The 25,564-nt window shown below is 68.4% G+C and carries 27 protein-coding genes; 19 read left to right on the top strand and 8 right to left on the bottom strand.

The features are described 5' to 3' along the window. Window positions 1-20: 20 nt before the first annotated feature. Window positions 21-176, top strand: a complete 156-nt coding sequence (locus AC5W54_RS08655; RefSeq protein ID WP_495961673.1) for a DUF1328 domain-containing protein — start codon at window positions 21-23, stop codon at window positions 174-176. 77 nt (window positions 177-253) lie between these two features. Here AC5W54_RS08655 and ettA read toward each other — a convergent pair whose 3' ends face one another. From ettA to AC5W54_RS08640, 3 genes are all read right to left on the bottom strand, one after another. Continuing rightward, window positions 254-1,915, bottom strand: a complete 1,662-nt coding sequence (gene ettA, locus AC5W54_RS08650; protein ID WP_495961672.1) for an energy-dependent translational throttle protein EttA — start codon at window positions 1,913-1,915, stop codon at window positions 254-256. Window positions 1,916-2,154: 239 nt separating this feature from the next. Further along, on the bottom strand, window positions 2,155-2,370 hold the full coding sequence (locus AC5W54_RS08645; protein ID WP_495961671.1) for a PA3496 family putative envelope integrity protein: 216 nt from the start codon (window positions 2,368-2,370) through the stop codon (window positions 2,155-2,157). A 176-nt stretch (window positions 2,371-2,546) separates the two neighbouring features. Then, window positions 2,547-2,981 (bottom strand): PAS domain S-box protein, encoded by a 435-nt coding sequence (locus AC5W54_RS08640; protein ID WP_495961670.1) that lies wholly within the window; start codon window positions 2,979-2,981, stop codon window positions 2,547-2,549. A gap of 229 nt (window positions 2,982-3,210) precedes the next feature. Between AC5W54_RS08640 and AC5W54_RS08635 the strand changes: the two genes are divergently transcribed. Continuing rightward, window positions 3,211-3,480, top strand: coding sequence for an Rdx family protein (locus tag AC5W54_RS08635; RefSeq protein WP_495961669.1), 270 nt, complete (start codon window positions 3,211-3,213; stop codon window positions 3,478-3,480). A 54-nt stretch (window positions 3,481-3,534) separates the two neighbouring features. Then, the gene (locus AC5W54_RS08630; protein ID WP_495961668.1) at window positions 3,535-4,425 is read left to right on the top strand and encodes a DMT family transporter; all 891 of its coding nucleotides are present in this window, start codon (window positions 3,535-3,537) and stop codon (window positions 4,423-4,425) included. Here the strand turns inward: AC5W54_RS08630 and AC5W54_RS08625 are convergent. The 3 genes from AC5W54_RS08625 to AC5W54_RS08615 are packed head-to-tail and all read right to left on the bottom strand — an operon-like array spanning window position 4,419 to window position 5,719. Further along, complete coding sequence (locus AC5W54_RS08625) at window positions 4,419-4,766, bottom strand: type II toxin-antitoxin system RelE/ParE family toxin (protein WP_495961667.1); 348 nt, start codon at window positions 4,764-4,766, stop codon at window positions 4,419-4,421. The two genes, AC5W54_RS08630 and AC5W54_RS08625, sit on opposite strands and share 7 nt — an antisense overlap. Further along, complete coding sequence (locus AC5W54_RS08620) at window positions 4,763-5,029, bottom strand: type II toxin-antitoxin system Phd/YefM family antitoxin (RefSeq protein WP_495961666.1); 267 nt, start codon at window positions 5,027-5,029, stop codon at window positions 4,763-4,765. The genes AC5W54_RS08625 and AC5W54_RS08620 overlap by 4 nt, the downstream gene beginning before the upstream one ends. Before the next feature lie 60 nt (window positions 5,030-5,089). Further along, window positions 5,090-5,719 (bottom strand): arylesterase, encoded by a 630-nt coding sequence (locus tag AC5W54_RS08615; protein ID WP_495961810.1) that lies wholly within the window; start codon window positions 5,717-5,719, stop codon window positions 5,090-5,092. A gap of 127 nt (window positions 5,720-5,846) precedes the next feature. Between AC5W54_RS08615 and AC5W54_RS08610 the strand changes: the two genes are divergently transcribed. From AC5W54_RS08610 to AC5W54_RS08565, 10 genes are all read left to right on the top strand, one after another. Next, the gene (locus tag AC5W54_RS08610) at window positions 5,847-6,563 is read left to right on the top strand and encodes an ABC transporter ATP-binding protein (RefSeq protein ID WP_495961665.1); all 717 of its coding nucleotides are present in this window, start codon (window positions 5,847-5,849) and stop codon (window positions 6,561-6,563) included. Continuing rightward, window positions 6,560-9,184: an ABC transporter permease gene (locus AC5W54_RS08605; protein ID WP_495961664.1), complete on the top strand. Its 2,625-nt coding sequence runs from the start codon at window positions 6,560-6,562 to the stop codon at window positions 9,182-9,184. The genes AC5W54_RS08610 and AC5W54_RS08605 overlap by 4 nt, the downstream gene beginning before the upstream one ends. Before the next feature lie 86 nt (window positions 9,185-9,270). Beyond that, window positions 9,271-10,671, top strand: coding sequence for a hypothetical protein (locus AC5W54_RS08600; RefSeq protein WP_495961663.1), 1,401 nt, complete (start codon window positions 9,271-9,273; stop codon window positions 10,669-10,671). A gap of 131 nt (window positions 10,672-10,802) precedes the next feature. Then, a complete protein-coding gene (gene glyA / locus AC5W54_RS08595; protein ID WP_495961662.1) occupies window positions 10,803-12,068 on the top strand; it encodes a serine hydroxymethyltransferase in 1,266 nt (421 codons plus the stop codon). Between the two features lie 217 nt (window positions 12,069-12,285). Further along, window positions 12,286-13,221, top strand: coding sequence for an HAD-IIB family hydrolase (locus AC5W54_RS08590; protein WP_495961661.1), 936 nt, complete (start codon window positions 12,286-12,288; stop codon window positions 13,219-13,221). Beyond that, window positions 13,218-14,438 carry a glycosyltransferase family protein gene (locus AC5W54_RS08585; RefSeq protein WP_495961660.1) on the top strand — a complete coding sequence of 407 codons (1,221 nt, stop codon included), beginning with the start codon at window positions 13,218-13,220 and terminating at the stop codon, window positions 14,436-14,438. The genes AC5W54_RS08590 and AC5W54_RS08585 overlap by 4 nt, the downstream gene beginning before the upstream one ends. Window positions 14,439-14,573: 135 nt before the next feature. After that, on the top strand, window positions 14,574-15,983 hold the full coding sequence (locus tag AC5W54_RS08580) for an MBL fold metallo-hydrolase RNA specificity domain-containing protein (RefSeq protein ID WP_495961659.1): 1,410 nt from the start codon (window positions 14,574-14,576) through the stop codon (window positions 15,981-15,983). Window positions 15,984-16,082: 99 nt separating this feature from the next. After that, a complete protein-coding gene (locus tag AC5W54_RS08575; protein ID WP_495961658.1) occupies window positions 16,083-16,949 on the top strand; it encodes an MBL fold metallo-hydrolase in 867 nt (288 codons plus the stop codon). A gap of 58 nt (window positions 16,950-17,007) precedes the next feature. Further along, window positions 17,008-17,469, top strand: a complete 462-nt coding sequence (locus tag AC5W54_RS08570) for a YeeE/YedE family protein (RefSeq protein WP_495961657.1) — start codon at window positions 17,008-17,010, stop codon at window positions 17,467-17,469. Further along, the gene (locus AC5W54_RS08565) at window positions 17,466-17,894 is read left to right on the top strand and encodes a DUF6691 family protein (protein ID WP_495961656.1); all 429 of its coding nucleotides are present in this window, start codon (window positions 17,466-17,468) and stop codon (window positions 17,892-17,894) included. The genes AC5W54_RS08570 and AC5W54_RS08565 overlap by 4 nt, the downstream gene beginning before the upstream one ends. A gap of 15 nt (window positions 17,895-17,909) precedes the next feature. Here AC5W54_RS08565 and dsbG read toward each other — a convergent pair whose 3' ends face one another. Beyond that, a complete protein-coding gene (gene dsbG / locus AC5W54_RS08560; RefSeq protein ID WP_495961655.1) occupies window positions 17,910-18,662 on the bottom strand; it encodes a thiol:disulfide interchange protein DsbG in 753 nt (250 codons plus the stop codon). 189 nt (window positions 18,663-18,851) lie between these two features. Between dsbG and AC5W54_RS08555 the strand changes: the two genes are divergently transcribed. Next, complete coding sequence (locus AC5W54_RS08555) at window positions 18,852-19,322, top strand: copper chaperone PCu(A)C (protein WP_495961654.1); 471 nt, start codon at window positions 18,852-18,854, stop codon at window positions 19,320-19,322. Here AC5W54_RS08555 and AC5W54_RS08550 read toward each other — a convergent pair. Beyond that, window positions 19,316-21,136 (bottom strand): sugar phosphorylase, encoded by a 1,821-nt coding sequence (locus tag AC5W54_RS08550; RefSeq protein WP_495961653.1) that lies wholly within the window; start codon window positions 21,134-21,136, stop codon window positions 19,316-19,318. The two genes, AC5W54_RS08555 and AC5W54_RS08550, sit on opposite strands and share 7 nt — an antisense overlap. Window positions 21,137-21,287: 151 nt before the next feature. Here AC5W54_RS08550 and nrdR point away from each other — a divergent pair, with 151 nt between their 5' ends. From nrdR to nusB, 5 genes are all read left to right on the top strand, one after another. After that, window positions 21,288-21,770: a transcriptional regulator NrdR gene (nrdR, locus tag AC5W54_RS08545; protein ID WP_495961652.1), complete on the top strand. Its 483-nt coding sequence runs from the start codon at window positions 21,288-21,290 to the stop codon at window positions 21,768-21,770. Window positions 21,771-21,799: 29 nt separating this feature from the next. Continuing rightward, window positions 21,800-22,945: a bifunctional diaminohydroxyphosphoribosylaminopyrimidine deaminase/5-amino-6-(5-phosphoribosylamino)uracil reductase RibD gene (gene ribD / locus AC5W54_RS08540; RefSeq protein ID WP_495961651.1), complete on the top strand. Its 1,146-nt coding sequence runs from the start codon at window positions 21,800-21,802 to the stop codon at window positions 22,943-22,945. Window positions 22,946-23,326: 381 nt separating this feature from the next. Beyond that, the gene (ribBA, locus tag AC5W54_RS08535) at window positions 23,327-24,478 is read left to right on the top strand and encodes a bifunctional 3,4-dihydroxy-2-butanone-4-phosphate synthase/GTP cyclohydrolase II (protein WP_495961650.1); all 1,152 of its coding nucleotides are present in this window, start codon (window positions 23,327-23,329) and stop codon (window positions 24,476-24,478) included. A gap of 89 nt (window positions 24,479-24,567) precedes the next feature. Next, a complete protein-coding gene (gene ribH, locus AC5W54_RS08530) occupies window positions 24,568-25,062 on the top strand; it encodes a 6,7-dimethyl-8-ribityllumazine synthase (RefSeq protein ID WP_495961649.1) in 495 nt (164 codons plus the stop codon). After that, window positions 25,059-25,562: a transcription antitermination factor NusB gene (gene nusB, locus AC5W54_RS08525; protein WP_495961648.1), complete on the top strand. Its 504-nt coding sequence runs from the start codon at window positions 25,059-25,061 to the stop codon at window positions 25,560-25,562. Before ribH ends, nusB begins: the two co-directional genes overlap by 4 nt. Window positions 25,563-25,564 lie beyond the last annotated feature (2 nt).

Raw genomic sequence — 25,564 nt, 5'->3', positions numbered from 1 at the left:
ACCGGAAAGGGAGGTCCACCATGCTTGGCAATGCCATGCTGTTCCTGATCATTGCGATCATCGCCGCGGTGCTGGGTTTCTCCGGGATCGCCGGGGCCGCGACCTCGATCGCCCAGATTCTCTTCGTGCTGTTCCTGATCCTGTTCGTGGTCTCGTTGATCCGCGGACGGCGCTGACGCGCTCCAACCCGTTGCCTGAAACGACGAGGGCCCCACCGCGGTGGGGCCCTCGCGCATGAACGCCGGGTGCCGACTCAGGCATCGATGCGCTTGTACTTCATCCGGTGCGGGGTGTCGTTGCCCACGCGCTTGCGGTGGTCCTCCTCGTACTCCTGGTAGTTGCCCTCGAAGAACACCACCTTCGATTCGCCCTCGAAGGCGAGGATGTGGGTGGCGACGCGGTCGAGGAACCAGCGGTCGTGGGAGATGATCATGGCACAACCGGGGAAGGCCAGCAGGGCCTCCTCGAGGGCGCGCAGGGTCTCGATGTCCAGATCATTGGACGGCTCGTCGAGCAGCAGCACGTTGGCGCCCTGCTTGAGGGTCTGGGCCAGCTGCAGGCGGCCGCGTTCACCGCCGGAGAGGTCCTTGAGGAACTTCTGCTGGTCGTTGCCCTTGAAGTTGAAGCGCCCCACGTAGGCCCGTGACGACACCTCGTAGCCGTTGATGTTGAGGATGTCCTGGCCGTCGGAGACCGCCTGCCACACCGTCTGCTTGTCGTCCAGCGCGTCGCGCAACTGCTCGACGTAGGCGATGTCGACGGTGTCGCCGAGTACCACCTCGCCGGCGTCGGGTTGCTCGACGCCCGTGATCAGCTTGAACAGCGTCGACTTGCCGGCGCCGTTACCGCCGACGATGCCGACGATCGCCCCCTTGGGCACGGCGAAGGAGAGGTCCTCGTAGAGCAGCTTGTCATCGAAGGCCTTGCTGACACCGTGGAACTCGATGACCTTGTCGCCCAGGCGCGGGCCGGGCGGAATGTAGATCTCGTTGGTCTCGTTGCGCTTCTGGAAGTCGCCGGACTGCATCTCCTCGAAGCGGTTGAGGCGCGCCTTGCTCTTGGCCTGACGGCCCTTGGCGTTGCTGCGTACCCACTCCAGTTCCTGCTTGATCGCCTTCTGGCGCGAGGCCTCCTGCTTGGCCTCCCGCTCGAGGCGCTGCTCCTTGGCCTCGAGCCAGTTGGAGTAGTTGCCTTCGAAGGGGATACCCTGGCCGCGGTCGAGCTCGAGGATCCAGCCGGCCACGTTGTCGAGGAAGTAGCGGTCGTGGGTGATCGCCACCACGGTGCCCGAGTAGTCGTGCAGGAAACGCTCGAGCCAGGCAACGGACTCGGCATCCAGGTGGTTGGTGGGCTCGTCGAGCAGCAGCATGTCGGGGCTGGAGAGCAGCAGGCGGCAGAGCGCCACGCGGCGGCGCTCGCCACCGGAGAGATGGCCGACCCGGGCCTCCCAGGGTGGCAGGCGCAGGGCCTCGGCGGCCACCTCGAGCTTGCGCTCGATGTTGTGGGCGTCGGCGGCCTCGATGATGTTCTCGAGCCTGGCCTGCTCGCTGGCCAGGGCGTCGAAGTCGGCATCCGGCTCGGCATAGGCGGCATAGACGGCGTCGAGCTTCTCCTGGGCCTCCTTGATCTCGCCCAGGGCCTCCTCGACGGTCTCGCGGACGTTCTTGTCGTCGTCGAGCCGCGGCTCCTGGGGCAGGTAGCCGACGTTGATGCCCGGCATGGGGCGGGCCTCGCCGTTGTACTCGGTGTCGACCCCGGCCATGATCCGCAGCAGGGAGGACTTGCCGGCGCCGTTGAGGCCCAGCACCCCGATCTTCGCACCCGGAAAGAAGGAGAGCGAGATGTCCTTGAGGATCTCGCGCTTGGGGGGCACGATCTTGCCCACCCGGTTCATGGTGTAGACGTATTGCGCCATGGAATGCCACTTGGGTTGGAGGATTTCAGTGGCCACGATGATAGTGGCCGGGCAGGGGAAAGGCCAGTGCCTGGCTCCCGGTGCCCCGGAGGCGGGCGTTCGACGCCCGGATGTCTGCAGGAATCGGCACTGTGGACGTCAGACGCCTGGACGGAGCGCTGGCGTCATCCGCCCGCGCCGACGCCCACTCACCCTGCGGTGGCGATGAGCCTCGAGATCAGGAAGCGTGGATCCCGTCGCTACTCTTCCTCTTCCTCGTCGTCGAGGAGCATCCAGTCGTCCTCGATGGCGCGCCTGAGGCGCCGCTCTTCCAGCAGCGACTCCACGCGGCGACGGGCGCGAAGGGTATCGGCGCGACTGGTGGGGCGCGAACGACCGTAGTCGTCGTCGTTGACCGCCTCTTGGTAATCCTGCTCGTCGTCGAGCGAATCGTTGACCAGGGGTTCACGGCTCATGCAATGCCCTCCCATGACCCAGTGCCATTCGGGATCGCTTCTCGTCCGAATGCGCGGACCCTGAAGCGCCAGCCGGCAACGATGGTTGCCTGCTCGCTATATATCGCCATTGGCGACGCAGGGCAATACCCCCGGGGGACTTTTTCGCCGCCGCCTCTCGGCGGCCCCCGGGGGTGTCACGAGAGGCCGTGCTCGGCCTTGAGGCGCTCCAGTTCCTGCTGGGCCTCGACGCGCTCGGTGACGTCCTTCTGCACCCCGATGTAGTAGGTGAGATTGTCGTCCTCATCGAAGACCGGGGTGATCGATAGCTCGTTCCAGAACAGGGTGCCGTCCTTGCGGTAGTTGCGCAGCACCTCGCGACAGGGACGGCCCTCGGCCAGCGCCTTGCGGATCACGGCCAGGGCCGGCTGGTCGCGATCCTCGTTCTGCAGGAAGCGACAGTCGCGGTAGAGGATCTCGTCGGCGCTGTAACCGGTAAGGCGCTCGAAGCCCTGATTGACGTAGATCAGGATGTTCTCGTCGCCCTCCTGCTCGGCGACGACGATGCCGTCCGCCGAGGCATCGACGATGCGTTCCAGCAATTCCGGGCTGATCAAGGGGGATCGTTTCATGCAGGGGTTCCTGTCGCGGTCCTCGTTCCGGGCGCCAGGACGACGCCGCCGGGGAGCGTGGTGTTGCCATCATCATGGCCAGCCATGAGCGGGATTTCAACGCACGGCGTCTCGAGCGCCTCGCCGGTCAGCCACTCGTTCAGGTGAGACCGACGAATCCCGCGTTCGGCCATGATGGCGTCCCGGCTGATATCATCGCAGGCATCCATTGTTGCGACGGGGAGATGACATGTCACGTATTCGCATCCACTACTGCACCCAGTGTCAGTGGCTGCTGCGCAGCGCCTGGTATGCCCAGGAGCTGCTCTCCACCTTCGGCGAAGACCTCGAGGAGGTGGCGCTGGTGCCCGCCCATGGCGGATATTTCGAGATTTTCTGCGACGATGCCTCGCTCTGGGAACGCAAGCGCGACGGCGGCTTCCCCGACATCAAGGCCCTGAAGCGAGCGGTGCGCGATCGCCTCGATCCCGAGCGTGACCTGGGCCACACCGATCGATAAGGCATCATGGCTACGGGCTACGGGCTACTGGCTGCCGGATAATGGGGAATCACTATGACACAGGATCGTCAGGCCATGCTGTTCGGCCTGGGCGCGGTGGCGCTCTGGTCGACGGTGGCCACCGCCTTCAAGGTGGCCTTGTCCTACATGTCGCCGCTGGAGCTGATGTGGATCGCCTCGCTGGTTTCCTGGGCGCTGATCGGCGTGCTGGTGGTGCGCCAGGGCCTGCTGGGCGAGGCGCTCACCCGGGGCTGGCGTACCGCCGCCTGGGCCGGGCTGATGAACCCGGTGGCCTATTACCTGGTGCTGTTCGGTGCCTACGACCGGCTGCCGGGCCAGGAGGCCATGGCGCTCAACTATACCTGGGCGCTGACCATGGCCTTTCTGGCCGTACCGATCCTGGGGCAGCGGCTGACCCGCATCGACGTGCTCGCGGGTGTGATTGCCTACTCGGGAGTGTGGGTGATCGCCACCCGGGGAGCGGTGTTCGACGTCGCCTTCGCCGACCCGCTGGGAGTCGGCCTGGCGCTGGTCTCGACCCTGCTCTGGGCCCTCTACTGGCTGCTCAACGCCCGCGATCACCGGCCGCCGCTGGTGGCCCAGTGGCAGAACTTCAGCGTCGGGGTGCCGGTACTCACGCTGCTGTTACTGGCCGGGCCGGGTGTCGCGTGGCACGGCTGGGCGGGACTCGCCGCCGGGGTCTACGTGGGGTTGTTCGAGATGGGCATCGCCTTCGTGCTCTGGCAGCTCGCGGTGCACAAGGTATCGCGCACCGCCAAGGTGTCGAACCTGATCTTCCTGTCGCCGCCGGTGTCGCTGGTGCTGCTCTTCTTCATCGTCGGCGAGCCGATCCTGCCGTCGACCCTGGTGGGGCTGGTGCTGATCCTAGGTGGCCTGGGGCTGCAGCAGTGGCAGAAGAGCCCCGCGCCGGCCTCGGCTCAGTAGAGCAGCTGATACTCGAACAGCAGCTGCTTGAAGTCTTGGCGCTGGTGGGCGAACAGATAGACGGATGCCCGGCCCTCCTTGGGCCAGTGGCGGTAAATGATCCGGTAGTTGTCGATCAGCAACTCGCGATAGTGGGAGAGACCGAGCTCCAGCGTCAGTCGGCAGGTGGCATAGGTGCCGGCTCTTTCGGACAGGCGGTGCATGGCGGTGCTGGCAAGCCGTTGAGTATAGGCGTGAGCCTCGGCGGGGGACCACTCCAGGCGATCGATCAGAAAATGACGACAGCTTCGCAGCGACTGCAGCGCCGTGTCCTCGAGCGTCACCGAGAGCGGTTGGCTCACGACTCTTCTTCGCTCAGGTCAGTCCTTTCGTCTGCCTTCAGCTTGGCCATGAACTCTTCGGCGGTCATGGTCATGCCAGCTTCACGGCTCTTCTCGCCCAGGCTCAGCAGCTTGAGCAAAGCGATGGCCTGTTCACGTCGCTCATGGGCGGCGTAGGACTCGACCACATAGGTGGGCTTGCCCTTCTGGGTGATGACCAGCGGTTCTTCGACATCGAGCGTCGCAGCATTCTGCTTCAGGTAGCTGATGGTCTCGGTGCGCATCCTGGGGATCCTCGGCGTGCGGCAGAGTGGTCCAAGAATAGACTGCAAATGGTCCGGTGGCTAGTGCTGGGTATGCAGATCGCCACTCTCTTCGAGCAACGGCGCCAGTTCTGGCCAGACGTTGTCGAGGATGATCGGCTGGGCGGCGGCGGTGGGGTGGATGCCGTCGGACTGCATCAGGCCATCCTCCAGGGCCACGCCCTCGAGCAGGAAGGGCACCAGCGGGAGGGCGTACTCGTCCGCCAGGCGGCTGAAGACAGAGGCAAAGGCGTCACGGTAGGCCTGGCCATAGTTGGGCGGAATGTCGATGCCGAGCAGCAGCACCTCGGCACCGGCCGCCTGGCTGGCTTCTATCATGCCCGCCAGGTTGGCCTTGAACTGGCTCGGCGGCAGCCCGCGCAGGCCGTCGTTGCCGCCCAGTTCGAGCAGAACGATGTCCGGCTCGTGCTGTCCGAGGAGCTCGGGGAGCCGGCTGGCACCACCGCTGCTGGTTTCCCCGCTGATGCTGGCGTTGACCACTCGCGCCTTCCCGTCCAGGCGTTCTTCCAGCAGACTGACCCAACCCTCGTGCCGTTCGATGCCGTAGGCCGTGCTCAGGCTGTCGCCCATCACCAGCAGCACCGGGCGCGACTCGGCCAATGCCGGGGCACCCCCCAGGACGAGCAGCAGGGTCAGCCAGATCAGCACCAGCAGTCGCACCGGGCCAGCGGGACGCCGTGCAAGACCGCGAAACGGAGCGGTGCAAGCCCGGCCGGCCGGTAGCGGAACGGCGCGAGTCCGACCCGCGCGTATCAGGAAACCAGGGAACCCCTTTGCCATGTCCATCACCTCTCGAGCGGATGCCTCCCCGATTCTACACGTCGACCACCTGCTCAAGCAGGTCCAGAGCGGCGAGCGGCGGCTCACCATTCTGAGTGACCTCCGGCTCACGGTGTTCCCCGGCGAGAGCGTGGCGATCCTCGGCCAGAGCGGGGCCGGCAAGTCGACCCTGCTGGGGCTGCTGGCTGGGCTCGATACCCCCACCGACGGCGAGCTCGAGCTGTTCGGCCAGTCGCTCGCGGCGCTGGACGAGGATGGCCGGGCCCGGTTGCGCGCCGGCCGGGTGGGGTTCGTGTTCCAGAACTTCCAGCTGTTGCCGACGCTGACGGCGCTGGAGAACGTGCTGCTGCCGCTGGAGCTCACGCCCCGGCCCGACGCCGAGGCCCGTGCCCGCGACTGGCTGACCCGGGTCGGCCTGGGGGAACGGCTCGACCACCTGCCCAAGCAGCTCTCCGGCGGTGAGCAGCAGCGGGTCGCCCTGGCGCGGGCCTTCGTCACCGGCGCCGAGCTGGTGTTCGCCGACGAGCCCACCGGCAACCTGGATCCGGCCACCGGCGAGCGCATCATCGAGGCGCTCTTCGCCCTCAACCACGAGGCCGGCACCACCCTGGTACTGGTTACCCACGACCAGGCTCTCGCCCGGCGTTGCGATCGCTGCCTGCGCCTGGAGGAGGGCCGACTGGTCGAGATGGCCCGCGACGAGGTGAGCGCATGAGCGGCGCCTCTTCCCGGACAGCGTCGCCCCTGGCCGGCGCGGTGCGAATGCTGCGACTCTCCGCCCGCGGGCTGGCCCGCGACCTGCGTGCGGCCGACGTGCGTGCCCTGTTCGTGGCGCTGGCCCTGGCCGTGGCCGCCTCCACCATGATCGGCTTCTTCCTCGATCGCCTCGATCGCGGCCTGACTCGTCAGGCGGGGCAACTGCTCGGTGGCGACCTGGTGCTGGAGCAGAGCCGGCCCTTCGACAGCGAGATCCGCCAGTCCCTGGAGGAGGCCGGCCTGATCCTCAGCGACCAGGTCGGCATGGTGTCCATGGTCAGCCACGGCGATGCCTTCCAGCCCGCCAGCCTCAAGGTGGTGGACCGGCGCTACCCCCTCTACGGCGAGGTCCATGTCGACCTGGGACGAGGGAGGGAGACGGTCGCCCATGGGCCGTCACCCGGCGAGGCCTGGCTGGCGCCGCGGCTGGCCATGCTGCTGGAGGTCGAACCCGGTGACCGGGTGCGCCTCGGCGAGTCCGAGCTCGTCGTGAGCGGCCTGGTCGAACGCGAGCCCGACCAGCAGGGCGGCTTCGGCAACTTCAACCCGCGGCTGATGATGCACGCCGACGACCTGGCGGCGACCCACCTGGTGCAGGACGGCTCACGGGTCTCCTTCGAGCTGCTGGCCGCCGGCCCGGCGGAGGCCGTGGAGGGCCTCGCGCCCTTGCTCGAGCGGTTGCGCCGCGACGGGGTGGAGGTGCGCGACGTGCGTCGCGACCGACCCCAGCTCGGCAATGCCCTGGGGCGGGCCGAGCGCTACCTGAGCCTGGCGGGACTGGCCGCCGTGCTGCTCGCCGGCGTGGCCGTGGCCATGGCGACCCGGCGTTATGTCGACCGCCACCTGGATACCGCGGCCCTGCTGCGCTGCTTCGGCGCCACCCAGGCCGAACTGACCCGGCTGTTCGCGCTGCAACTATTGTGGTTGGCGGCGGTCGCCTCGCTACTCGGCGCGGCCCTGGGGCTGGCCGGCCAGGCGCTGCTGCTGCGCCTGTTGACCACCTTCCTGCCCATGGAGCTGCCGCCGCCCGGGGTGTTACCGCTGTGGCTCGGGGTGTTCACCGCCCTGGCAGTGCTGGTGGGCTTCGCCGGGCCGACCCTGCTGCGGCTCAAGCGGGTCAGCGCGCTGAAGGTGTTGCGCCGCGAGCTCGATCCACTGCCGGCCTCGGCCTGGCTGGTGGTGGCCGTGGCGGCCCTGGTGTTCGGTGGCCTGCTGTGGCTCTACTCCGGCGACCCCGGGCTCTCCGCCGGGCTGCTGCTCGGGGGCCTGGTGATGCTGGTGGTGCTCTGGGGGCTCGGCGCGCTGCTGCTGTCGGCGGTCCTGCGGCTCGCCGCGCGGCTGCCGCGGCGGGGTGGCCAGGACGGGGGGATCGCGCAGGCGTTGCGCCTGGGCGGTCAGCAGCTCGCCCGTCGGCGTCACGCCAGCCTCGGTCAACTGCTGGCCTTCTCGGTGACCTTCTTCGCCATGGCGATGATCGCCCTGGTGCGCGGCGACCTGCTCACCACCTGGCAGGACCAGCTGCCCGAGGACACCCCCAACTACTTCGCCATCAACATCCAGCCCGCCGAGCGCGAGGCCTTCGAGGCGACCCTGGGAGAGGCCGCGGACGCCCGCAGTGCGCTCTATCCCATGGTGCGGGGGCGCATCACCGCCATCAACGGCCAGCCGCCCCGGGAGGCCGTGCCGGCCGAGTCCCGGGGCGATAACGCCCTGCGGCGCGAGCTCAACCTGACCTGGCGCGAGACGCTGCCCGAGGGCAACCGGCTGGTGGCGGGGCAGTGGTTCGATGCCCTGGCCGTGAATGACCACGGCGACGGCTGGTTCGGCGCCGTGGACGCCGAGCCCCTGGCCGGCACCGAACGGGTGCCGATCTCCATGGAGGATGGCCTGGCCGAGCGCTTCGGTCTCACCCTCGGCGACACCCTGACCTTCGCCATCGGCGGGGCCGAGATCGTCGGTGAATTGACCAACCTGCGCAACCTCGACTGGGACAGCTTCCGGCCCAACTTCTACGTGATCTTCCCCCCCGGGGTGCTGGAGCACTTCGGCCACAGCTACATCACCGCCTTCCATCTGGACCGCGGCGACGACAATACCCTGCGCCGGCTGGTGCGGGAGTTCCCGGGGGTCTCGCTGCTCAATATCGATGCCATCCTCGGCCAGGTGCGCGAGGTACTCACCCAGGTGACCCGGGCGGTGGAACTGGTGCTCGGCTTCGTGCTGCTGGCCGGGGTCAGCGTGCTCTATGCCGCCCTGACCGCCAGCCGACCGGTTCGCGCCCACGAGAGCGGCCTGCTGCGGGTGTTCGGTGCCGGCAACCGGCTGCTTTCCCGGGCCCAGGGGGCCGAGTTCGCCATCCTGGGACTGGCCAGCGGCGTGATGGGGGCCTTGCTGGCCGAGCTCGCCACGGCCGCCATCTACCTGGCCTGGTTTGACCTGACGCCGCGACTGCACGGCTGGCTGTGGCTGGTCCTGCCGCTGGGTGGGGCGCTGCTGATCGGTACCATCGGCCACCTGCTTTCCCGCGGCCTGCGACGTCAGGCGCCGGCGGCAAGCCTCGGGCTGCTCGGCGAGACCTGAACCTCTCTCCCTGGGCAGGCAGGGGGTAGGGTGCGGGTTCCCGGGCTAGAATCAACCAGACCGTTCACTCTCCCTGGAGGTGCCTCGTGCTCGACTCCCGCTTGCCCCTGATCGTCGGGGTTTCCCTGCTGCTGGCCGGGCCCCCGGCGCTGGCCGACGACCCCGAGCGCCTGGAGGCCGACCTGCGCGCCTTGTTCGGCAGCCACGGCAGCCTCGCGCTCGGCGAGGTGTCCGGGGCGTTCATGCGCAGCCGTGCCACCGCCGAGGACCTGGTCTTCGAGACCGAGGAGGGCGAGCGCCTGCGTCTCGCGCGCTACGTCGTCAACGGCGACTACGACAGCCCGGACGAGGTGATCCTCGAGGGACTGCGGATCGAGGATAGCCTGACCGAACTGGTGCTGATGAGCGCCGAGCGCATCGTGCTGGGCGAGCCGTCCCGGGCGGTGTTTCCCCTGAAAGGTGGCCTGGCCCCGGAGGAGGTGCGTATCGGCAGCCTGGCCATCGATGGCATCGTCATCGATCTGGCCTCGGAGCTCGCCGAGGAGCTCTTCCATGGCTCGGCCTTCCGCGAGGGGGAGGGACGTTTGACCATCGGCCGGGTACGTGGCGAGTCGCTGTCCCAAGAGGCCATCGGCCTGCTGGAGTTCACCGACGTGGCCGGCACCGGCCAGGACCTGGGCGACCTGGGCGCCGGCTCCTTCACCCTCGCTTCGCTGCGCCTGGAAGGCTTGTCCGGGCTGGAGGAGCCCGACCAGGAGCGCCTGGACCTGCTGGCCATCCGTGACGTCGATATCGCGACCGACCGCCTGGTGGCGAGGCTCGAGTCGCTGGACCTCGATGGCGACTTCGGCGACGGCAGCGGTGGCCTGCGCCTCGACGATCTCCGCGTCGATCTGGCGCGCATGATCGAGCTCGCTCCGGCAGAGGAGCGGACCCGCTTGCGCCTGGTCAGCAACGTGCTCACCGACGGCAGCGGCGAGCTACGCCTGGATGCCGCCTTCCTCGGCAATTGGGAGGAAAGAGGCGGTCGCAGCATCCTCAAGAGCGACAGCCAGGTCACCGCGCATGACGCCCTGCGTCTGCGCTTCGACATCGAGCTGCCCGTGGTGCTGCCCGACGGCGTCGCCCCGGTCGATGTCTTCGCCGATGGCGATCTGCTGGAGGCGGCGACACTGCTGGGCGGCGAGCTCCACCTGACGCTCGCCGACCAGGGGCTGTTCGGCCGCCTGGCTACCCTGGGCGCCACCATGGAGGGGGTCAGCGAAGCCCAGTACATCGAACAGGCCCGTACCCAGGCCCAGGGCTTCGGCATGATGTTCGGCGCCCAGGTGCAGTCGATCCTGATGGGACTGGTCGACCTGCTCGAGGGTAGCGCCAGCGAACTGGCGATCGACATCGGCCTGCCGGCGGAGAGCAACCTGGCGACCTGGACCGGCGATCCCCTCGGCGTGCCCGACAAGCTCTCGCTGAGCGTCGAGACCCGCTGACGCTGCAGCCTGGCTAAAGCCCGCATGAGAAAAGATGGTGATGCCCATGGCGGCCTTTCAAGTGAAAGCCGTCATGGGCTGGGGTATCATGCGGAACTCAGATTTCTCCCGTGATGCGAGGTTTCCCGCCGATGTTCAGCCGTGACATGCAGATTGCCGGTTTCGATGACGTCCTGTTCGACGCGATGCAGAAGGAGGTCGCCCGCCAGGAAGCGCACATCGAGCTGATCGCTTCCGAGAACTACGCCAGCCCGCGTGTGCTGGAGGCGCAGGGCAGCCAGCTCACCAACAAGTATGCGGAAGGCTACCCCGGCAAGCGCTACTACGGCGGCTGCGAGTACGTCGACATCGTCGAGCAGTTGGCCATCGATTACGCCAAGCAGCTGTTCGCGGCCAGCTATGCCAACGTCCAGCCGCACTCGGGCTCCCAGGCCAACAGTGCCGTCTTCCAGGCGCTGGTCAAGCCGGGCGACACCGTGCTGGGCATGAGCCTGGACGCCGGCGGCCACCTGACCCACGGGGCCAAGCCCAACTTCTCCGGCAAGCACTACAACGCCGTGCAGTACGGCATCGACGCCACCGGCCGCATCGACTACGAGGAAGTGGCCAGACTCGCCCGCGAGCACCAGCCGAAGATGATCATTGCCGGCTTCTCCGCCTACTCCCAGATCATCGACTGGGCGAAGTTCCGCGAGATCGCCGACGCGGTGGGGGCCTACCTGCTGGTCGACATGGCCCACGTCGCCGGCCTGGTCGCCGCCGGGGTCTACCCGAGCCCGCTGCCCCACGCCCACGTGGTCACCACCACCACCCACAAGACCCTGCGCGGCCCGCGCGGCGGCCTGATCCTCTCCGCCGAGAACGACGCCGAGATCGAGAAGAAGCTGCAGTCCGCGGTCTTCCCGGGCGGCCAGGGTGGTCCGCTGGAGCACGTCATCGCCGCCAAGGCGGTCTGCTTCAAGGAGGCCATGGAGCCCGAGTTCAAGGCCTACCAGCAGCAGGTGGTCACCAACGCCCAGGTCATGGCCGGCGTGTTCATCGAGCGTGGCTTCGACATCGTCTCCGGTGGCACCGAGGACCACCTCTTCCTGCTCTCGCTGATCAAGCAGGAGCTGACCGGCAAGGACGCCGACGCCGCCCTGGGCCGCGCGCACATCACCGTCAACAAGAACGCCGTACCGGGCGATCCCCAGAGCCCCTTCGTCACCTCGGGCCTGCGCATCGGTACCCCGGCGGTGACCACTCGTGGCTTCGGCGAGGCCGAGTGCCGGGAACTCGCTGGCTGGATCTGCGATATCCTCGATGTCATGGCCGAGGGCGAGGATACCGCCGCCATCGAGGCCGAAGTGAAGGAGAAGGTCGAGGCCGTCTGCGCCCGCTACCCCGTCTATCGCTGAGGTAAGGGGCGCGCGAGTGTCCTGACCTCGACGCCCCATCATGGTGCACCATGATGGGGCGTTTTCATGTGCCGCTCCGGTGCGTGGAACCCTCCCCCCCCCGCTCGACGGTGCCGACTGGCCGCTGGTCACTCCCCATCCCGCACTGTTTTCTTCACAACTGGCACGGCCCCTGCATAAGCCATGATGAGTTCCCCATCATGGAGCCGGACACGCCATGCCAAAGCACGCTACCCGTGATTCGCTTCCCCGGGACCCCGCCCTGCAGCCGCGCCTGGTCTTCACCGACCTGGACGGCTCGCTGCTCGACCATCACAGCTATGACTGGTCGTCGGCGCGGCCCTGGCTCGCCCGGCTGAAGGCGCTCGGGGTGCCGGTGATCCCGGTGACCAGCAAGACCCGCAGCGAGATCGTGCCGCTGCGCCGTGCCATGGGCCTGGCGGACACGCCCTTCATCGCCGAGAACGGCGCCGTGGCGGGACTGCCGGCCGCCTGGTGCCATGCCCGGCTGGACCGTGGCCCCGGGCCCGATGGCCTGGTGATCAAGACCCTCGGGGTGGACATCGGCTTCATTCGCAAGCGCCTCTCGGTATGGCGTGAGCGATTGGGGGTGCGCTTCACCACCATGAGCGAGATGTCGCTGGAGGAAGTGATCGGGCTGACCGGCCTGGTGGAAGCCGAGGCGCGACTGGCGCGGATGCGCGAGGGCAGCGAGCCGCTGATCTGGGCCGGCGACGACGACGGGCTCGCCGCTTTCCGGAAAGGACTCGAGGGCGACGGCCTGCGGTTGACCCGGGGCGGACGCTTCTGGCATGTCACCGGAGAGTCCCACAAGGGCAGCGCCGTGAGCTGGCTGATCGAGCGGTTCCGGTCGCTGCGCGGCAGCCGTCCCCTGACGCTGGGGCTCGGCGACGGCCCCAATGATATCGCCATGCTCGAGAACGTCGACCAGGCGGTGGTGATCCGCGGCTGCCACGGGCTCGAGGTATCGCCGCGGCAGACAGCGCTCTACCGCAGCGAGGCGACAGGGCCCGCCGGCTGGGCCGAGGGGGTGGCCTACTGGTGGGGGCGAGCCGACCGCCGGGTGATTCCGGCGGAGGTGCGCGAAGCGCTGGAGGTGGCCCCGAAAGGCGCCCGGGAGGCGATGGCATGAGCGACTTCCACCAGAACGGCATCGTCACCGATTTCCATAACCTGACCCGGCGCCCGGTGGCGGAGCTCGAGGCCGACCTGGTGCGCTTCTCGGCCCGCCGGCCCATGAGCCTGATCCTGCCGTCGCTGTTCTCGGAACTGGAGGGGCCGGCACTGGCACACATCGTCGGGGAGATCGCCCGGGTGCCCTATCTAGCGGAGGTGGTGATCGGGCTCGATCGCGCCGATCGATCCCAGTTCCTCCACGCTCGGGAGTTCTTCGCCAGGCTGCCCCAGCATCATCGCATCCTGTGGAACGACGGCCCCCGGCTGCGCGGCCTGGATGCCGAGCTGGAGGACCAGGGGCTGGCGCCCCAGCAGCCCGGCAAGGGCCGCAACGTCTGGTACTGCGCCGGCTATGTGCAGGCCTCGCATCGCGCGGCCGTGGTCGCGCTGCACGATTGCGACATTCTCACCTACGATCGCGGGCTGCTGGCGCGGTTGTTCTACCCGGTAGCTCATCCGCACTTCAACTACGAGTTCTGCAAGGGCTACTACCCGCGCATCGCCGAGGGGCGGCTAAACGGCCGGGTCTCACGGTTGATGGTCACCCCATTGCTGAGGGCGCTGAAGCAGATCCACGGGCCTCTGCCCTACCTGGAGTACCTGGACAGCTATCGTTACCCGCTCTCCGGCGAGTTCTCGATGCGCGCCGAGGTGCTCGACGGCATCCGCATCCCCGCCGACTGGGGCCTCGAGATCGGCGTGCTCTCCGAGGTGCACCGCAACCACTCCACCAAGCGGCTGTGCCAGGTGGACCTGGCCGACGCCTACGACCACAAGCATCAGCCGGTCTCCGAACGGGACGCCTCGGGCGGGCTCAACCGCATGAGCCTGGACATCGCCAAGGCGCTCTACCGCAAGCTGGCGACGCAGGGGGTGACCTTCAGTGCCGAGGGCTTCCGCACCCTCAAGGCCACCTACTATCGCCTGGCGCTGGACCTGATCGAGGCCTACGACCATGACGCGGTGATGAATGGCCTCAGCCTCGATCGCCACGGCGAGGAGCGCGCGGTGGAGCTGTTCGCCGCCAACCTGCTCGAGGCGGGCAGTGCCTTCCTCGACAACCCCGGCGAGCGCCCCTTCATCCCCAGTTGGAACCGGGTCAAGGCGGCGATTCCCGACCTTCCGGAGCGGATGTTCGAGGCCGTGGAACGCGACCACTCGGGCCAGGTGTAGGTCGGCACGGCGCATCGAGCAGGAAACCTGATCCGGTTCAGGTTCAGGCCGTGCCGGGCGCAGGAAGGCCGCGCGTGAGCCGAGGCGATCCAGTATGCTGAAGACATGGCTTCGCGGGGAAAGGATCGAAACGCCATGTCGACACTGACATTCCAGGGGGCGGTCGGCGAGGTCACCGGCTCGCGCTATCTCATCGAGATGGACGGCGACGGCGGTGCCCGCCGACTGCTGCTCGAGTGCGGGCTGCACCAGGGGGGAGCCGACGCCGACGAGGCCAATGCCAGGCCCTTCGGCGCCCTGGCCGGTCAGCTCGAGGCGGTGGTGATCTCCCATGGGCATCTCGATCACTCGGGGCTGCTGCCCAAGCTGGTACGCGAGGGCTACCGCGGGCCGATCCATTGCACCCGCGGAACGCGGGACCTGCTCGACATCATGCTGCGCGATGCCGCCTTCGTCATGGCCAAGGACCTCGAGTGGGAGAACAAGTGGCGCAAGCGCAACGGCAAGCCACCGGTCGAGCCGCTCTACGAGCTCGAGGACGTGGAGCGTACCCTGGCGCTCTGCGAGTCCCACGGCTACGGCCAGCCCGTGAACCTGCCCGGGGGCGCGACCCTGGTGTTCCGCGACGCCGGCCATATCCTCGGCTCGGGCATCGTCGAGCTGGGGATTCCCTCCGGCGGCCAGACCCGGCGCCTGGTGTTCTCCGGTGACCTGGGCAACCCCGGCTCGGTGCTGATGAGGGATCCCGAGAAGGTCTACGATGCCGACCTGGTGCTGATGGAGAGCACCTACGGCGACCGTGACCACCGCCCCCTCGACGAGACCCTCGAGGAGTTTGCCCAGGTGCTGGCGGAGGCTCATGCCGATGGCGGGAACGTGTTGATCCCCGCCTTCGCCGTGGGGCGCACCCAGGAGATCCTCTACCACCTCAGCGTGCTCTACCACGAGGGGCGGCTGCGCCAGCAGATGGTGTTCCTCGACAGCCCCATGGCGATCAAGGTCACCGAGCTCTACCATCGCGCGCGCAAGGCGCTCGATCCCGAGGACCTCAAGGTGCTCAACATCGCCGCCAGCGGCGACACCAGCCAGTACCTGCCGATCCTGCGCCTGACCCGCACGGTGGAGGAGTCCATGGCCATCAACCGCATCCACGGCGGCGCCATCATCATCGCCGGGGCGGGGATGTGCAACGGCGGACGCATCATCCACCACTTCCGCTACAACCTCGAGAAGCCCGCGACCCGCCTGGTCATCGTCGGCTTCCAGGCCGCCGGCACGCTCGGGCGGCAGCTCGTCGACGGGGCCGAGCGGGTGCGGGTGCTCGGCCAGGACCTGGCGGTGAAGGCCAAGGTCCACACCCTCGGCGGCTTCTCGGCCCACGCCGGCCAGACCCAGCTGATCGGCTGGGCCGGGGCCTTCCGCAACAAGCCGCGCTTCTTCCTGGTGCACGGCGAGCCGGGTGCCCAGCAGGTGCTCAAGGCCGCCCTGGCCGAGAGTGACATCGAGGCCGAGATCCCCGCCTACGGCGATCGCATCGAGATCTGACTCCACTCTTTTTATGAAAAAATGATCTAAGCTTAGATGTTGCTTTCCGTCCATGCCGTCGCCATCTCGTGAGGCAACGACATTCAGGAGGTGCTTCCCATGTCCCGGCCGATCGTGACCCACTTCTTCGATGAGCCCACCAACACCTTCAGCTATGTGGTGCAGGATCCCTCGAGCCGCGCCTGCGCGATCCTCGACTCGGTGCTCGACTTCGACTACGCCGCCGGTCGCACCGACGTACGCTCCGCCGACGAGATCATCGCCTGCGTGCGCGACAATGGCCTGGAAGTGGAGTGGATCCTCGAGACCCACGTCCATGCCGATCACCTCTCCGCCGCCCCTTACCTGCATGAGACACTCGGCGGCAGGACCGGCATCGGCGCGAAGATCACCGTGGTCCAGGAGGTCTTCGGCAAGGCCTTCAACGCGGGCACCGAGTTCGCCCGCGACGGCAGCCAGTTCGACCGCCTGTTCGAGGAGGGGGATACCTTCACCATCGGCAAACTGGAAGGGCGCGTGCTGCACACCCCCGGCCATACTCCGGCCTGCCTGACCTACGTGATCGGCGATGCCGCCTTCGTCGGCGACACCCTCTTCATGCCGGATTACGGCACCGCCCGTTGCGACTTCCCCGGCGGCGATGCGCGTGCCCTCTATCGTTCCATCCAGAAGGTGCTGGCCCTGCCGGACACGACCCGCCTTTTCCTGTGCCACGACTACAAGGCCCCGGGTCGCGAGGAGTACCAGCACGAGACCACCGTGGCCAAGCAGCGTGCCCACAACGTGCATGTGCACGAGGGCATCGGCGAGGAGGCGTTCGTCAGGATGCGCACCGAGCGCGACGCGACCCTCGACATGCCGCGGCTGATCCTGCCGTCGGTGCAGGTCAACATGCGCGCCGGGCACATGCCGCCGCCCGAGGACAATGGCCAGGTCTACCTCAAGGTGCCGATCAACAGGTTCTGAAACCCGACATCATTCGGCCCTTCCCGGGATACGACGATTATTGAGGAGAGACCCCCACGTGGACTGGAACGCTACCCTGCATGGGCTGATCGGTGGGGTGCTGATCGGCCTCGCGGCCACCTGGCTGATGGCGACCCTGGGCCGCATCGCCGGCATCAGCGGCATTCTCGGCACCCTCTTCACCGCCAGGCACCGGGGGGACAGCGCCTGGCGCCTGACCTTCCTGCTCGGCCTGATCAGCGGCCCGCTGCTGCTGTTGGCACTGGGCGGCGGCTTGGGCAACGTGGTCGGCCGCCCTGGCGAGGTGGTCGGAGCGCCGGCCGGTGGTGTAGCGCTGATGCTGATTGCCGGCCTGCTGGTGGGATTGGGTACGGGCATCGGCAGCGGTTGCACCAGCGGCCACGGCGTCTGCGGCCTGGCGCGGCTGTCGGTGCGCTCCATGGTGGCCACCGTGACCTTCCTGGTGACGGCCATCGTCACCGTTTTTGTGGTGCGGCATCTGCTCGGGGGTGGCGCATGAAGACCGGGATCTTGAAACCAGCGATGGGCTATGTCGCCGGTCTGCTGTTCGGTCTTGGCCTGGGCATCTCCGGCATGACCGATCCGGCCCGGGTGCTGGGTTTCCTCGATCTCTTCGGTGCCTGGGATCCGACGCTGTTGTTCGTGCTGGGCGGGGCCGTGGTGACCAATTTCATCGGCTACCGCCTGGTGTTCCGTCGCCCCCATCCCATCTACGCGGAGGCCTTCCAGCTGCCGACCCGACAGGACCTGGACGGCCGACTGATCGGCGGTGCCGCCCTGTTCGGCATCGGCTGGGGACTCTCGGGCTACTGCCCGGGCCCGGCCTTCGCCTCGATCGGCGGGCTCACGGCGCCGCTGTTTGCCATGCTGGCGGCGATGGTCGCCGGCTGGTTCCTGGCCCGGGCACTTCCTGCCAGGGCCTGATGCGCCGCCTGCCGGTCAGGGCGCCTCGCCGCCCATCAGTTCGACGAGTTGTGCGGGGTCGGGCATGCCCTGGACCCGCACCAGGCGGTCGCCATCGCGCGCCACGCTCGTCGGGGTGGCGATCAGGCCGAGTTCCTCGAACAGCTGATTGTTGGTGTAGACCTGCTCCTCGATCTCGCGGGGCTGGGCCGAGGGGGCGATGGAGTCGCCGTGCTTGTGGCGGTGCAGGGCGGTGGCCGGGTCGTCGGCCCCCAGCAGGGCCGCGGCCTTGGCTGGGCTGTCCTGGGCCAGGATGCCGACCATGATATGGCGCAACTGCACCTCGCCGGCCTCGATCCAGGGCCTGGCCTCGTGCCAGAACCGGCGGCAGAAGGGGCAGTTGGGGTCGGTGAAGGTGTAGACCACCCGCGGGGCCTCCGGGATGCCGTCGAGGATCCAGTGGCTTCGCTCTAGCCGTTCCCACACCGCCGCTTCCTGGGCACTGCGTACGTGCTCGTCGAGCGGTTCGCTGGAGAGGTCGTTGCCCTCGGCATCCACCAGGGTGCCGACCACCGCATGGTCGCCATCGGCGGTCACGTAGATGGCGAGCTCGCGGCCCTGGGCGCTGGCGGCGTAGCCGGTGAGGCCGCCGGGGGCCGCGAACTCGGCATGAATCACCAGCCCCTGGGCGGCCAGGGCCCGGACCGGTGTCGGCCAGTGCTCGTCGGCCAGGGCGGGGGCCGCCAAGGCCAGCAGGGCGGCGGAGAAGCTGAGGAGGAAGGGGCGCATCTGGGTATCCTGTCGCGGTATGGCTTCCTGCCATGACTCGGCATCGGCCAGAGAGGTTCGATCCCCGCATGATGCCATGGGGCATGCCGGTGAAGAACGGTTGGGGCGCGTTGTCGCATGCCGGTCGCATGCCGACGGCTCTGCGGTATAAGGTAGGGCTCATTCATCAGCCCAGGGGATACACCCAACATGCGTCTTGCGCCTTCTCTGATCCTTCTGACCCTGGCTCTGTCGAGTCAGGCCGTCCTGGCCCAGCCGCTCAGCGTGGAGGACCCCCAGGTGCGGGCGGTGCCGCCCGGTTCGCCCACCTCGGCGGCCTTCATGACCCTGCACAACGGCGGCGAGGCGGACATCGCGGTGGTCGATGCCCGCTCGCCCGCCGCCGAGGTACTGGAACTGCACGACCACGTGGACCTGGACGAGGTAATGCAGATGCGCCGGGTTCCCGAGGTCGTGGTGCCGGCCGGCGGCAGCGCCGATCTGGCGCCGGGCGGGTTGCACCTGATGCTGATCGACCTGAGCGGCCCGCTCGCCGAGGGCGACGAGGTGGCGATCACCCTGGTGCTCGACGGTGGCGAGACCGTCGAGCTTTCCGCCCCGGTGCGGCCGGTGATGACCTCGGACGCTCCTTCACAGGGGCATGGGGCCCACGCTCACTGATCCCCGGGCAGCACCAGCCACAGGCTACGGTAGGGGGCGAGGCGCTCGGCCTGCTCCCAGGGGGCGTTCTCCAGCAGGTCGAGCCAGGCCGCGGCCTCGAGTTCGGGCAGCGTCAGGGGCTGGCGCCGATCGGTGACGTTGTGGATCGCCAGCAGCCGGCGGCCATCGGCCAGCGGGCCCCGTTCCAGTACCAGGAGTTCGGGGGGCGAAGGCACCACGCGCTGCGGGGCGTCGGGATGGAAGCAGGGTTCCGCCCGGCGCACCGCCAGGCGTCGCTTGAGGGCCAGGAAGACCTCGCGGGTCGGGGTGTTGCGGCTGTCGAGCAGTTCATCGAGTTCGTCGCGCTGCCAGTGGCGGCGATTGATCGAACGCAGCCGGCCGCTGCGTTCGACGCCTTCGTGGTCGTTGAGGGTGCCGGTCAATGAGTGGAGGTAGAGCGCCGGAATGCCCTGCAGGGCCAGCATCAGGTGCTGGCTGCACAGGAAGCGCTCCACCTGCCAGGGATCGGGCCCGCGGCGCGTGCCCTTCATGGCCTCGAACCAGGTGATGTTGATCTCGTAGGGGCTGTCGCTGCCGTCGGGGGTGGTGCGCATGCTGACGAAACCGCCGAAGCGGTGCATCAACTCCATGAGCGCCTCGATCTCGTGGGCCGGCAGCCAGCCCTCCAGCGGTCGCACCCCGATGCCGTCGTGGCTGGCGGTGAAGTTGAGGTAGCTGCACCCCGGCGGCAGGGTGGGCAGGCTCGCGAGCCAACTGGCCAGGGTGCCGGCCTCGCCGCTGGTCAGGGTGTGCAGCAGCAGCGGCGGCAGGGGGAACTGGTAGACCAGGTGGGCCTCGTCGGGGGGAGAGGGAAGACGCTCGAGGCCCCCGTCTGAAAGACGCTCAAGACCCCCGTCTGAAAGACGCTCGAGACCAAAGTAGCTGAGGTTCTCGCGGTGGGGCACGTTGGTCTCGGTGAGCAGCAGGGTGCCCGGCGCCAGGTGGTCGACGATGGCACGCAGCAGGCGGACCACTTCGTGGGTCTGGGGCAGGTGGATGCAGGACGTGCCGACCTCCTTCCACAGGTAGGCGATGGCGTCGAGGCGGATGATCCGTGCGCCCTGCTGCAGGTAGAAGAGCAGGATGCCGACGAACTCCAACAGCACGTCGGGGTTGGCGAAGTTCAGGTCGATCTGGTCCTCGGAGAAGGTCGCCCAGAGGTGACGCGTGCCGCGTCGGGTCGACACCGGGACCAGCAGCGGGCTGCTGCGCGGGCGTACCACCGCCGAGAGGTCGGTGGCCGGGTCCATCTCGATGAAGAAGTCGCGCCCGGGCAGGCTGCCGCTCAGGTAGTCGACGAACCACAGCGACTCCCGTGACACATGATTCAGCACCAGGTCGACCATCAGGTCCCGCTGTTCGCCGAGTCGTCGGATATGCGACCAGTCGCCCAGCGCCGGGTTGACCTCGCGGTAGTGGATCACCGAGAAGCCGTCGTCGCTGCTCCAGGGAAAGAAGGGCAGCAGGTGGATGCCGCTGAAGGTCTCCGGCAGCCGCTCCTCGAGGAAGGTCTCCAGCGCCTCCAGGGGCGGGCGGTCGCCGTCGAGCAGGCTGTCGCCGTAAGTGATCAGCCACTGGTCGCGCTCGCTCCAGAGCGGCACCGGCGTGCCGTCGGGGCGCGTCGGCATTGCACCACGCTGGTGCGAAAGCAGGGTCAGCAGGCGCCGCAGCACCTCCTCGGCGCGGGGGCCGTAGAGGAAGGCCAGTCGCTCGCGGGCCAGGTCGATGAAGGCGGTGTCGTCCAGGGGGAAGGAGAGCGAGCGGGAGGGCGTCATGGGAAGTCCGTCGAGTGGCCGGGGGATCGAGCGAAGCAATCGTTGCCTTTCCCTTGCAGGGGGTGTGCCAGTCCGGAGCATGCTGGGCGCTGACCCCGCGAGCCGGTACAATGCGGGATCGTCCATCTTCACGTCGACCCGGAATCCATCGATGCACTGTCCCTTCTGCGGAACCCATGACACCAAGGTGACCGACTCCCGGCTGGTGGCCGAGGGCGATCAGGTGCGCCGCCGTCGCCAGTGCGTGGCCTGTGGCGAGCGCTTCACCACCTACGAAACCGCCGAACTGGTGATGCCGCGGGTGGTCAAGGGCGACGGCTCCCGGGAAACCTTCGACGAGACCAAGCTGCGCGCCGGCATGCTGCGTGCCCTGGAGAAGCGCCCGGTCAGTGCCGAATCGATCGAGGCCGCGGTAGAGCGCATCCGCCAGACCCTGCGGGCCCGCGGCGAGCGGGAGATCCATGCCCGCGACATTGGCGAGGAGGTGATGCACGCCCTGAAGCGCCTCGACCAGGTCGCCTACATCCGCTTCGCCTCGGTCTACCGCCGTTTCCAGGACATCGACGAGTTCCGCGCCGAGATCGACCGCCTGGCCCAGGAGCCGAGCTTCCGCCCGGACGATCCCGAACAGTGAGCCTCCCGCCGTCCCCACCGAGGAGTCCCATGGCCAAGCAGATTCCCGAAGCCTGGATGGCCCGGGCCCTGGAACTGGCCCGTCGCGGCCTCTACACCACCGATCCCAACCCCCGCGTCGGCTGCGTGCTGGTCAAGAACCGCCGCCTGGTCGGCGAGGGCTTCCACGAGCGCGCCGGCGAGCCCCACGCCGAGATCCATGCCCTGCGCCAGGCCGGCGAGGCCGCGCGTGGTGCCACCGCCTACGTCACCCTGGAGCCCTGCTCCCACCAGGGGCGTACCGGGCCCTGCGCGGTGGCGCTGACCGAGGCCGGGGTGAAGCGGGTGGTGGTCGCCATGGCCGACCCCAACCCGGCGGTGGCCGGTCGCGGCATCGCCATGCTGCGCGAGGCCGGCGTCGACGTCGAAGTGGGTATCCTGGAGGCTCAGGCGAGGGAACTGAATCCGGGCTTCATCATGCGCATGGACCATGGCCGGCCCTTCGTGCGGCTGAAGATGGCCATGAGCCTCGACGGTCGCACCGCCATGCGTTCCGGCGAATCCCAGTGGATCACCGGCCCCCAGGCACGGCGCGAGGTGCTGCGGCTGCGGGCCCGCTCCAGTGCCGTGCTCACCGGGGTGGAGTCGATCATCTTCGACAACTCGCGGCTCACCGTGCGGCCGGACCAGGCCGAGCTCGATGGTGTCGAGTGGGTCGCCGGCCGCCAGCCGCTGCGGGTGGTGGTCGACAGCCACCTTCGCCTGCCCCGGGCGGCGGCCTGCCTGCGCGAACCCGGTCGCACCCTGGTGGCGACGCGGGGCGGCTCAGCCCCCGAACGGCGCGCGCGTCTCGAGGCGGCAGGCGCCGAAGTGGTGGCGATGAGCCCGGGGGGGGATGGGCGGGTCGACCTGCATGCCCTGCTGCAATACCTGGCCGACGTGGAGCAGGTCAACGAGGTGCTGCTCGAGACCGGGGCGACCCTGGCCGGCGCCATGCTCGATGCCGGCCTGGTCGACGAGATGCAGCTGTTCGTGGCGCCGACCCTGCTCGGCGGCGAGGCGCGGCCGCTGTTCCAGCTCGCCGGCATCGAGACCATGGCCCACCAGCGCGGGCTGGAGATCCTCGATATCCGCGCCGTGGGCCGCGACTGGCGGATCACCGCCCGGCCCGAGCGCCGCACGCTAGCCACTCGGTAAGGGGCGCCGGGGACAGGCCGAAGAGGAGGTCCTACGCCAGGTGTGAGGAGCACTGCTCCGAACGGGCTGGCCAGGGATGGCCAGCACCGGTCCTGCAAGCGGAGCAGGATGCGAGAGCGAAGCAGGGCGTCGGTACAAGGAAGTATTCACAGCGCCTCCTCGCAGGCCTGTCGCCAGAACAGCCCCGGGAGGCTCATTACTGGCGCCCGACGCCGCGCCAAGGGCTCATTACTGGCGCCCGACGCCGCGCCAAGGGCTCATTACTGGCGCCCGACGCCGCGCCAAGGTACCCTGACGCCGTTTCGAGGCGGGACGTTGCCTGTCGGCGACCCGAGCGTCGCCGCGCCGCGACAGCCGCCACGCTGAATTTCTGGAGATCCCATGGTGCACTCCTCCTCCGGGGGCCTGGCCCCCATCGAAGACCTGATCGAGGACATCCGTCAGGGCAAGATGGTGATCCTGATGGACGACGAGGATCGCGAGAACGAAGGCGATATCATCATGGCCGCCGAGAAGGTCGAGGCCGAGCACATCAACTTCATGGCGCGCCACGCCCGCGGCCTGATCTGCCTGCCGATGACCCGCGAGCGCTGCGAGCGGCTGCAGTTGCCGCTGATGGTGCGCGACAATGGCTCGGGCTTCGGCACCAAGTTCACCCTCTCCATCGAGGCCGCCGAGGGCGTGACCACCGGCATCTCCGCTGCCGACCGCGCGCGCACCGTGCAGGCCGCCGTGGCGCGGGATGCCCGGGCCGAGGACATCGTCCAACCCGGCCACATCTTCCCGCTGATGGCCGAGCCAGGCGGCGTGCTGCGCCGCGCCGGCCACACCGAGGCGGCCTGCGACCTGGCGGCACTGGCCGGCCTCGACCCCAGCGGCGTGATCTGCGAGGTCATGAACGACGACGGCAGCATGGCGCGGCGCCCCGAACTCGAGCACTTCGCCGCCGAGCATGGCCTGAAGATCGGCACCATCGCCGACCTGATCCACTACCGCATCCACAACGAGCAGACCGTGGAGCCGGTGGAGGCCACCCCGGTGGACACCGCCTTCGGCGAGTTGACCCTGCACGTCTTCCGCGACAGTATCCAGGGCGCCCACCACCTGGCGCTGGTCAAGGGGCACCCGACACCCGAGGTCCTGACCACGGTGCGCGTGCACCTGGCCGATGTCATGCGCGACCTGCTTGGCCTGCAGAAAGGTGAAGGCGGCCACTGGACGACCCATAGCGCCCTCGCGGAGGTCGCCCGCGCCGAGCATGGCGTCTTCGTGCTGCTCGACGATGGTCGCCCGCGCCAGGATTTCCTCGACTACCTCGAGGTGTTCCTGGAGCGTCGCCGTCAGCCGCGTACCAGCGACTCCGACGGCGCCGGCAATTACCTGACCATCGGCACCGGCTCGCAGATCCTGCGGCATCTGGGCGTCGGCCGCATGCGCCTGCTCAGCTCGCCGTGGAAGTTCTCGGCGCTTTCCGGCTTCGACCTGGAGGTGGTCGAGCGCCTCGGGCCCGAGGACGAGGCTCCCGGCGCCTGATACCGACGAACGACGAACATCAACGGCACGGCATCGGCCGAGCCCCCTGCGGATTCAGCAGGACCGGATTCACGAGGAACCTGGAAACCATGCAACCGATTTCCCAAGTCGAAGGCAGCTTCGTCGACGTCGATGGCCGCTACGTGATCGTGGTGGGCCGTTTCAATCATCACGTGGTCGATAGCCTGGTCGAGGGCGCCGTGGACATCCTGGTGCGCCACGGCGTCGAGGGCGAGAACATCGATATCGTCCATGTCCCCGGGGCCTGGGAACTCCCGCTGGCGGTGAAGAAGGTGCTCAAGGTGGCGCGCCCCGACGCGGTGATCGCGCTGGGCGCGGTGATCCGCGGCGGGACGCCGCACTTCGAGTATGTCGCCGGCGGCTGCAATGCGGCCCTTGGCAACCTGCAGCTCGAGTTCGACACCCCCATCGCCAACGGCGTGCTCACCGTGAACTCCATCGAGCAGGCCATCGAGCGTTCCGGCACCAAGGCCGGCAACAAGGGCGCCGAAGCGGCCATGGCGGCCATGGAGATGGTCTCGCTGCTGCGCTGCTTCGGCGGCGACGAGGAGGGTGAGGCATGAGCGGCGAGCATTCCCGGGTGCCCTCGGCGGCCCAGCAGGCCCGTCGCGCCGCCCGCGAACTGGCGGTGCAGGGCCTCTACCAGTGGCAGATGACCGGCAAGTCGATCACCGCCGTGGAGACCGAATTCCGCAGCCAGGTGGCCGACGACGACCTCGATGACCACGAGAACTGGCACAAGGTCATGGAGATCGCCGATCTGGCGCTGTTCCATGAGCTGCTGCACAACGTGGTGCGCTTCAAGGCGGATCTCGACGCGACGATCTCGCCGCTGCTCGACCGCCGGCTGGCGGACCTCGATCCCATCGAGCTCGCCATCCTGCGGCTGGGCGCCTACGAGCTCTCCCGTCGCCTCGAGGTGCCCTATCGCGTGGTGATCAACGAGGGTGTCGAGCTGGCCAAGTCCTTCGGTGCCACCGACGGACACAAGTACGTCAACGGCATCCTCGACAAACTCGCCGGACGGCTGCGTGCCGCCGAGGTCGCCGCCCGTCGCCGCTGAAG

The sequence above is a fragment of the Halomonas sp. LMYGS-3 genome, assembly GCF_059509875.1.
Note: the sequence above shows the minus strand (reverse complement) of the source record. Positions and strands in the feature narration are given on the sequence as shown.

Coding starts and splice junctions, on each gene's coding strand:
- AC5W54_RS08555 (WP_495961654.1), top strand. CDS start 18,852: ATGCGTCTTGCGCCTTCTCTGATCCTTCTGACCCTGGCTCTGTCGAGT.
- AC5W54_RS08655 (WP_495961673.1), top strand. CDS start 21: ATGCTTGGCAATGCCATGCTGTTCCTGATCATTGCGATCATCGCCGCG.
- glyA (WP_495961662.1), top strand. CDS start 10,803: ATGTTCAGCCGTGACATGCAGATTGCCGGTTTCGATGACGTCCTGTTC.
- ribBA (WP_495961650.1), top strand. CDS start 23,327: ATGGTGCACTCCTCCTCCGGGGGCCTGGCCCCCATCGAAGACCTGATC.
- ribD (WP_495961651.1), top strand. CDS start 21,800: ATGGCCAAGCAGATTCCCGAAGCCTGGATGGCCCGGGCCCTGGAACTG.
- AC5W54_RS08640 (WP_495961670.1), bottom strand. CDS start 2,981: ATGAAACGATCCCCCTTGATCAGCCCGGAATTGCTGGAACGCATCGTC.
- AC5W54_RS08585 (WP_495961660.1), top strand. CDS start 13,218: ATGAGCGACTTCCACCAGAACGGCATCGTCACCGATTTCCATAACCTG.
- AC5W54_RS08565 (WP_495961656.1), top strand. CDS start 17,466: ATGAAGACCGGGATCTTGAAACCAGCGATGGGCTATGTCGCCGGTCTG.
- ettA (WP_495961672.1), bottom strand. CDS start 1,915: ATGGCGCAATACGTCTACACCATGAACCGGGTGGGCAAGATCGTGCCC.
- AC5W54_RS08645 (WP_495961671.1), bottom strand. CDS start 2,370: ATGAGCCGTGAACCCCTGGTCAACGATTCGCTCGACGACGAGCAGGAT.
- AC5W54_RS08590 (WP_495961661.1), top strand. CDS start 12,286: ATGCCAAAGCACGCTACCCGTGATTCGCTTCCCCGGGACCCCGCCCTG.
- ribH (WP_495961649.1), top strand. CDS start 24,568: ATGCAACCGATTTCCCAAGTCGAAGGCAGCTTCGTCGACGTCGATGGC.
- AC5W54_RS08610 (WP_495961665.1), top strand. CDS start 5,847: ATGTCCATCACCTCTCGAGCGGATGCCTCCCCGATTCTACACGTCGAC.
- AC5W54_RS08550 (WP_495961653.1), bottom strand. CDS start 21,136: ATGACGCCCTCCCGCTCGCTCTCCTTCCCCCTGGACGACACCGCCTTC.
- AC5W54_RS08575 (WP_495961658.1), top strand. CDS start 16,083: ATGTCCCGGCCGATCGTGACCCACTTCTTCGATGAGCCCACCAACACC.
- nrdR (WP_495961652.1), top strand. CDS start 21,288: ATGCACTGTCCCTTCTGCGGAACCCATGACACCAAGGTGACCGACTCC.
- AC5W54_RS08620 (WP_495961666.1), bottom strand. CDS start 5,029: ATGCGCACCGAGACCATCAGCTACCTGAAGCAGAATGCTGCGACGCTC.
- AC5W54_RS08635 (WP_495961669.1), top strand. CDS start 3,211: ATGTCACGTATTCGCATCCACTACTGCACCCAGTGTCAGTGGCTGCTG.
- dsbG (WP_495961655.1), bottom strand. CDS start 18,662: ATGCGCCCCTTCCTCCTCAGCTTCTCCGCCGCCCTGCTGGCCTTGGCG.
- nusB (WP_495961648.1), top strand. CDS start 25,059: ATGAGCGGCGAGCATTCCCGGGTGCCCTCGGCGGCCCAGCAGGCCCGT.
- AC5W54_RS08605 (WP_495961664.1), top strand. CDS start 6,560: ATGAGCGGCGCCTCTTCCCGGACAGCGTCGCCCCTGGCCGGCGCGGTG.
- AC5W54_RS08580 (WP_495961659.1), top strand. CDS start 14,574: ATGTCGACACTGACATTCCAGGGGGCGGTCGGCGAGGTCACCGGCTCG.
- AC5W54_RS08630 (WP_495961668.1), top strand. CDS start 3,535: ATGACACAGGATCGTCAGGCCATGCTGTTCGGCCTGGGCGCGGTGGCG.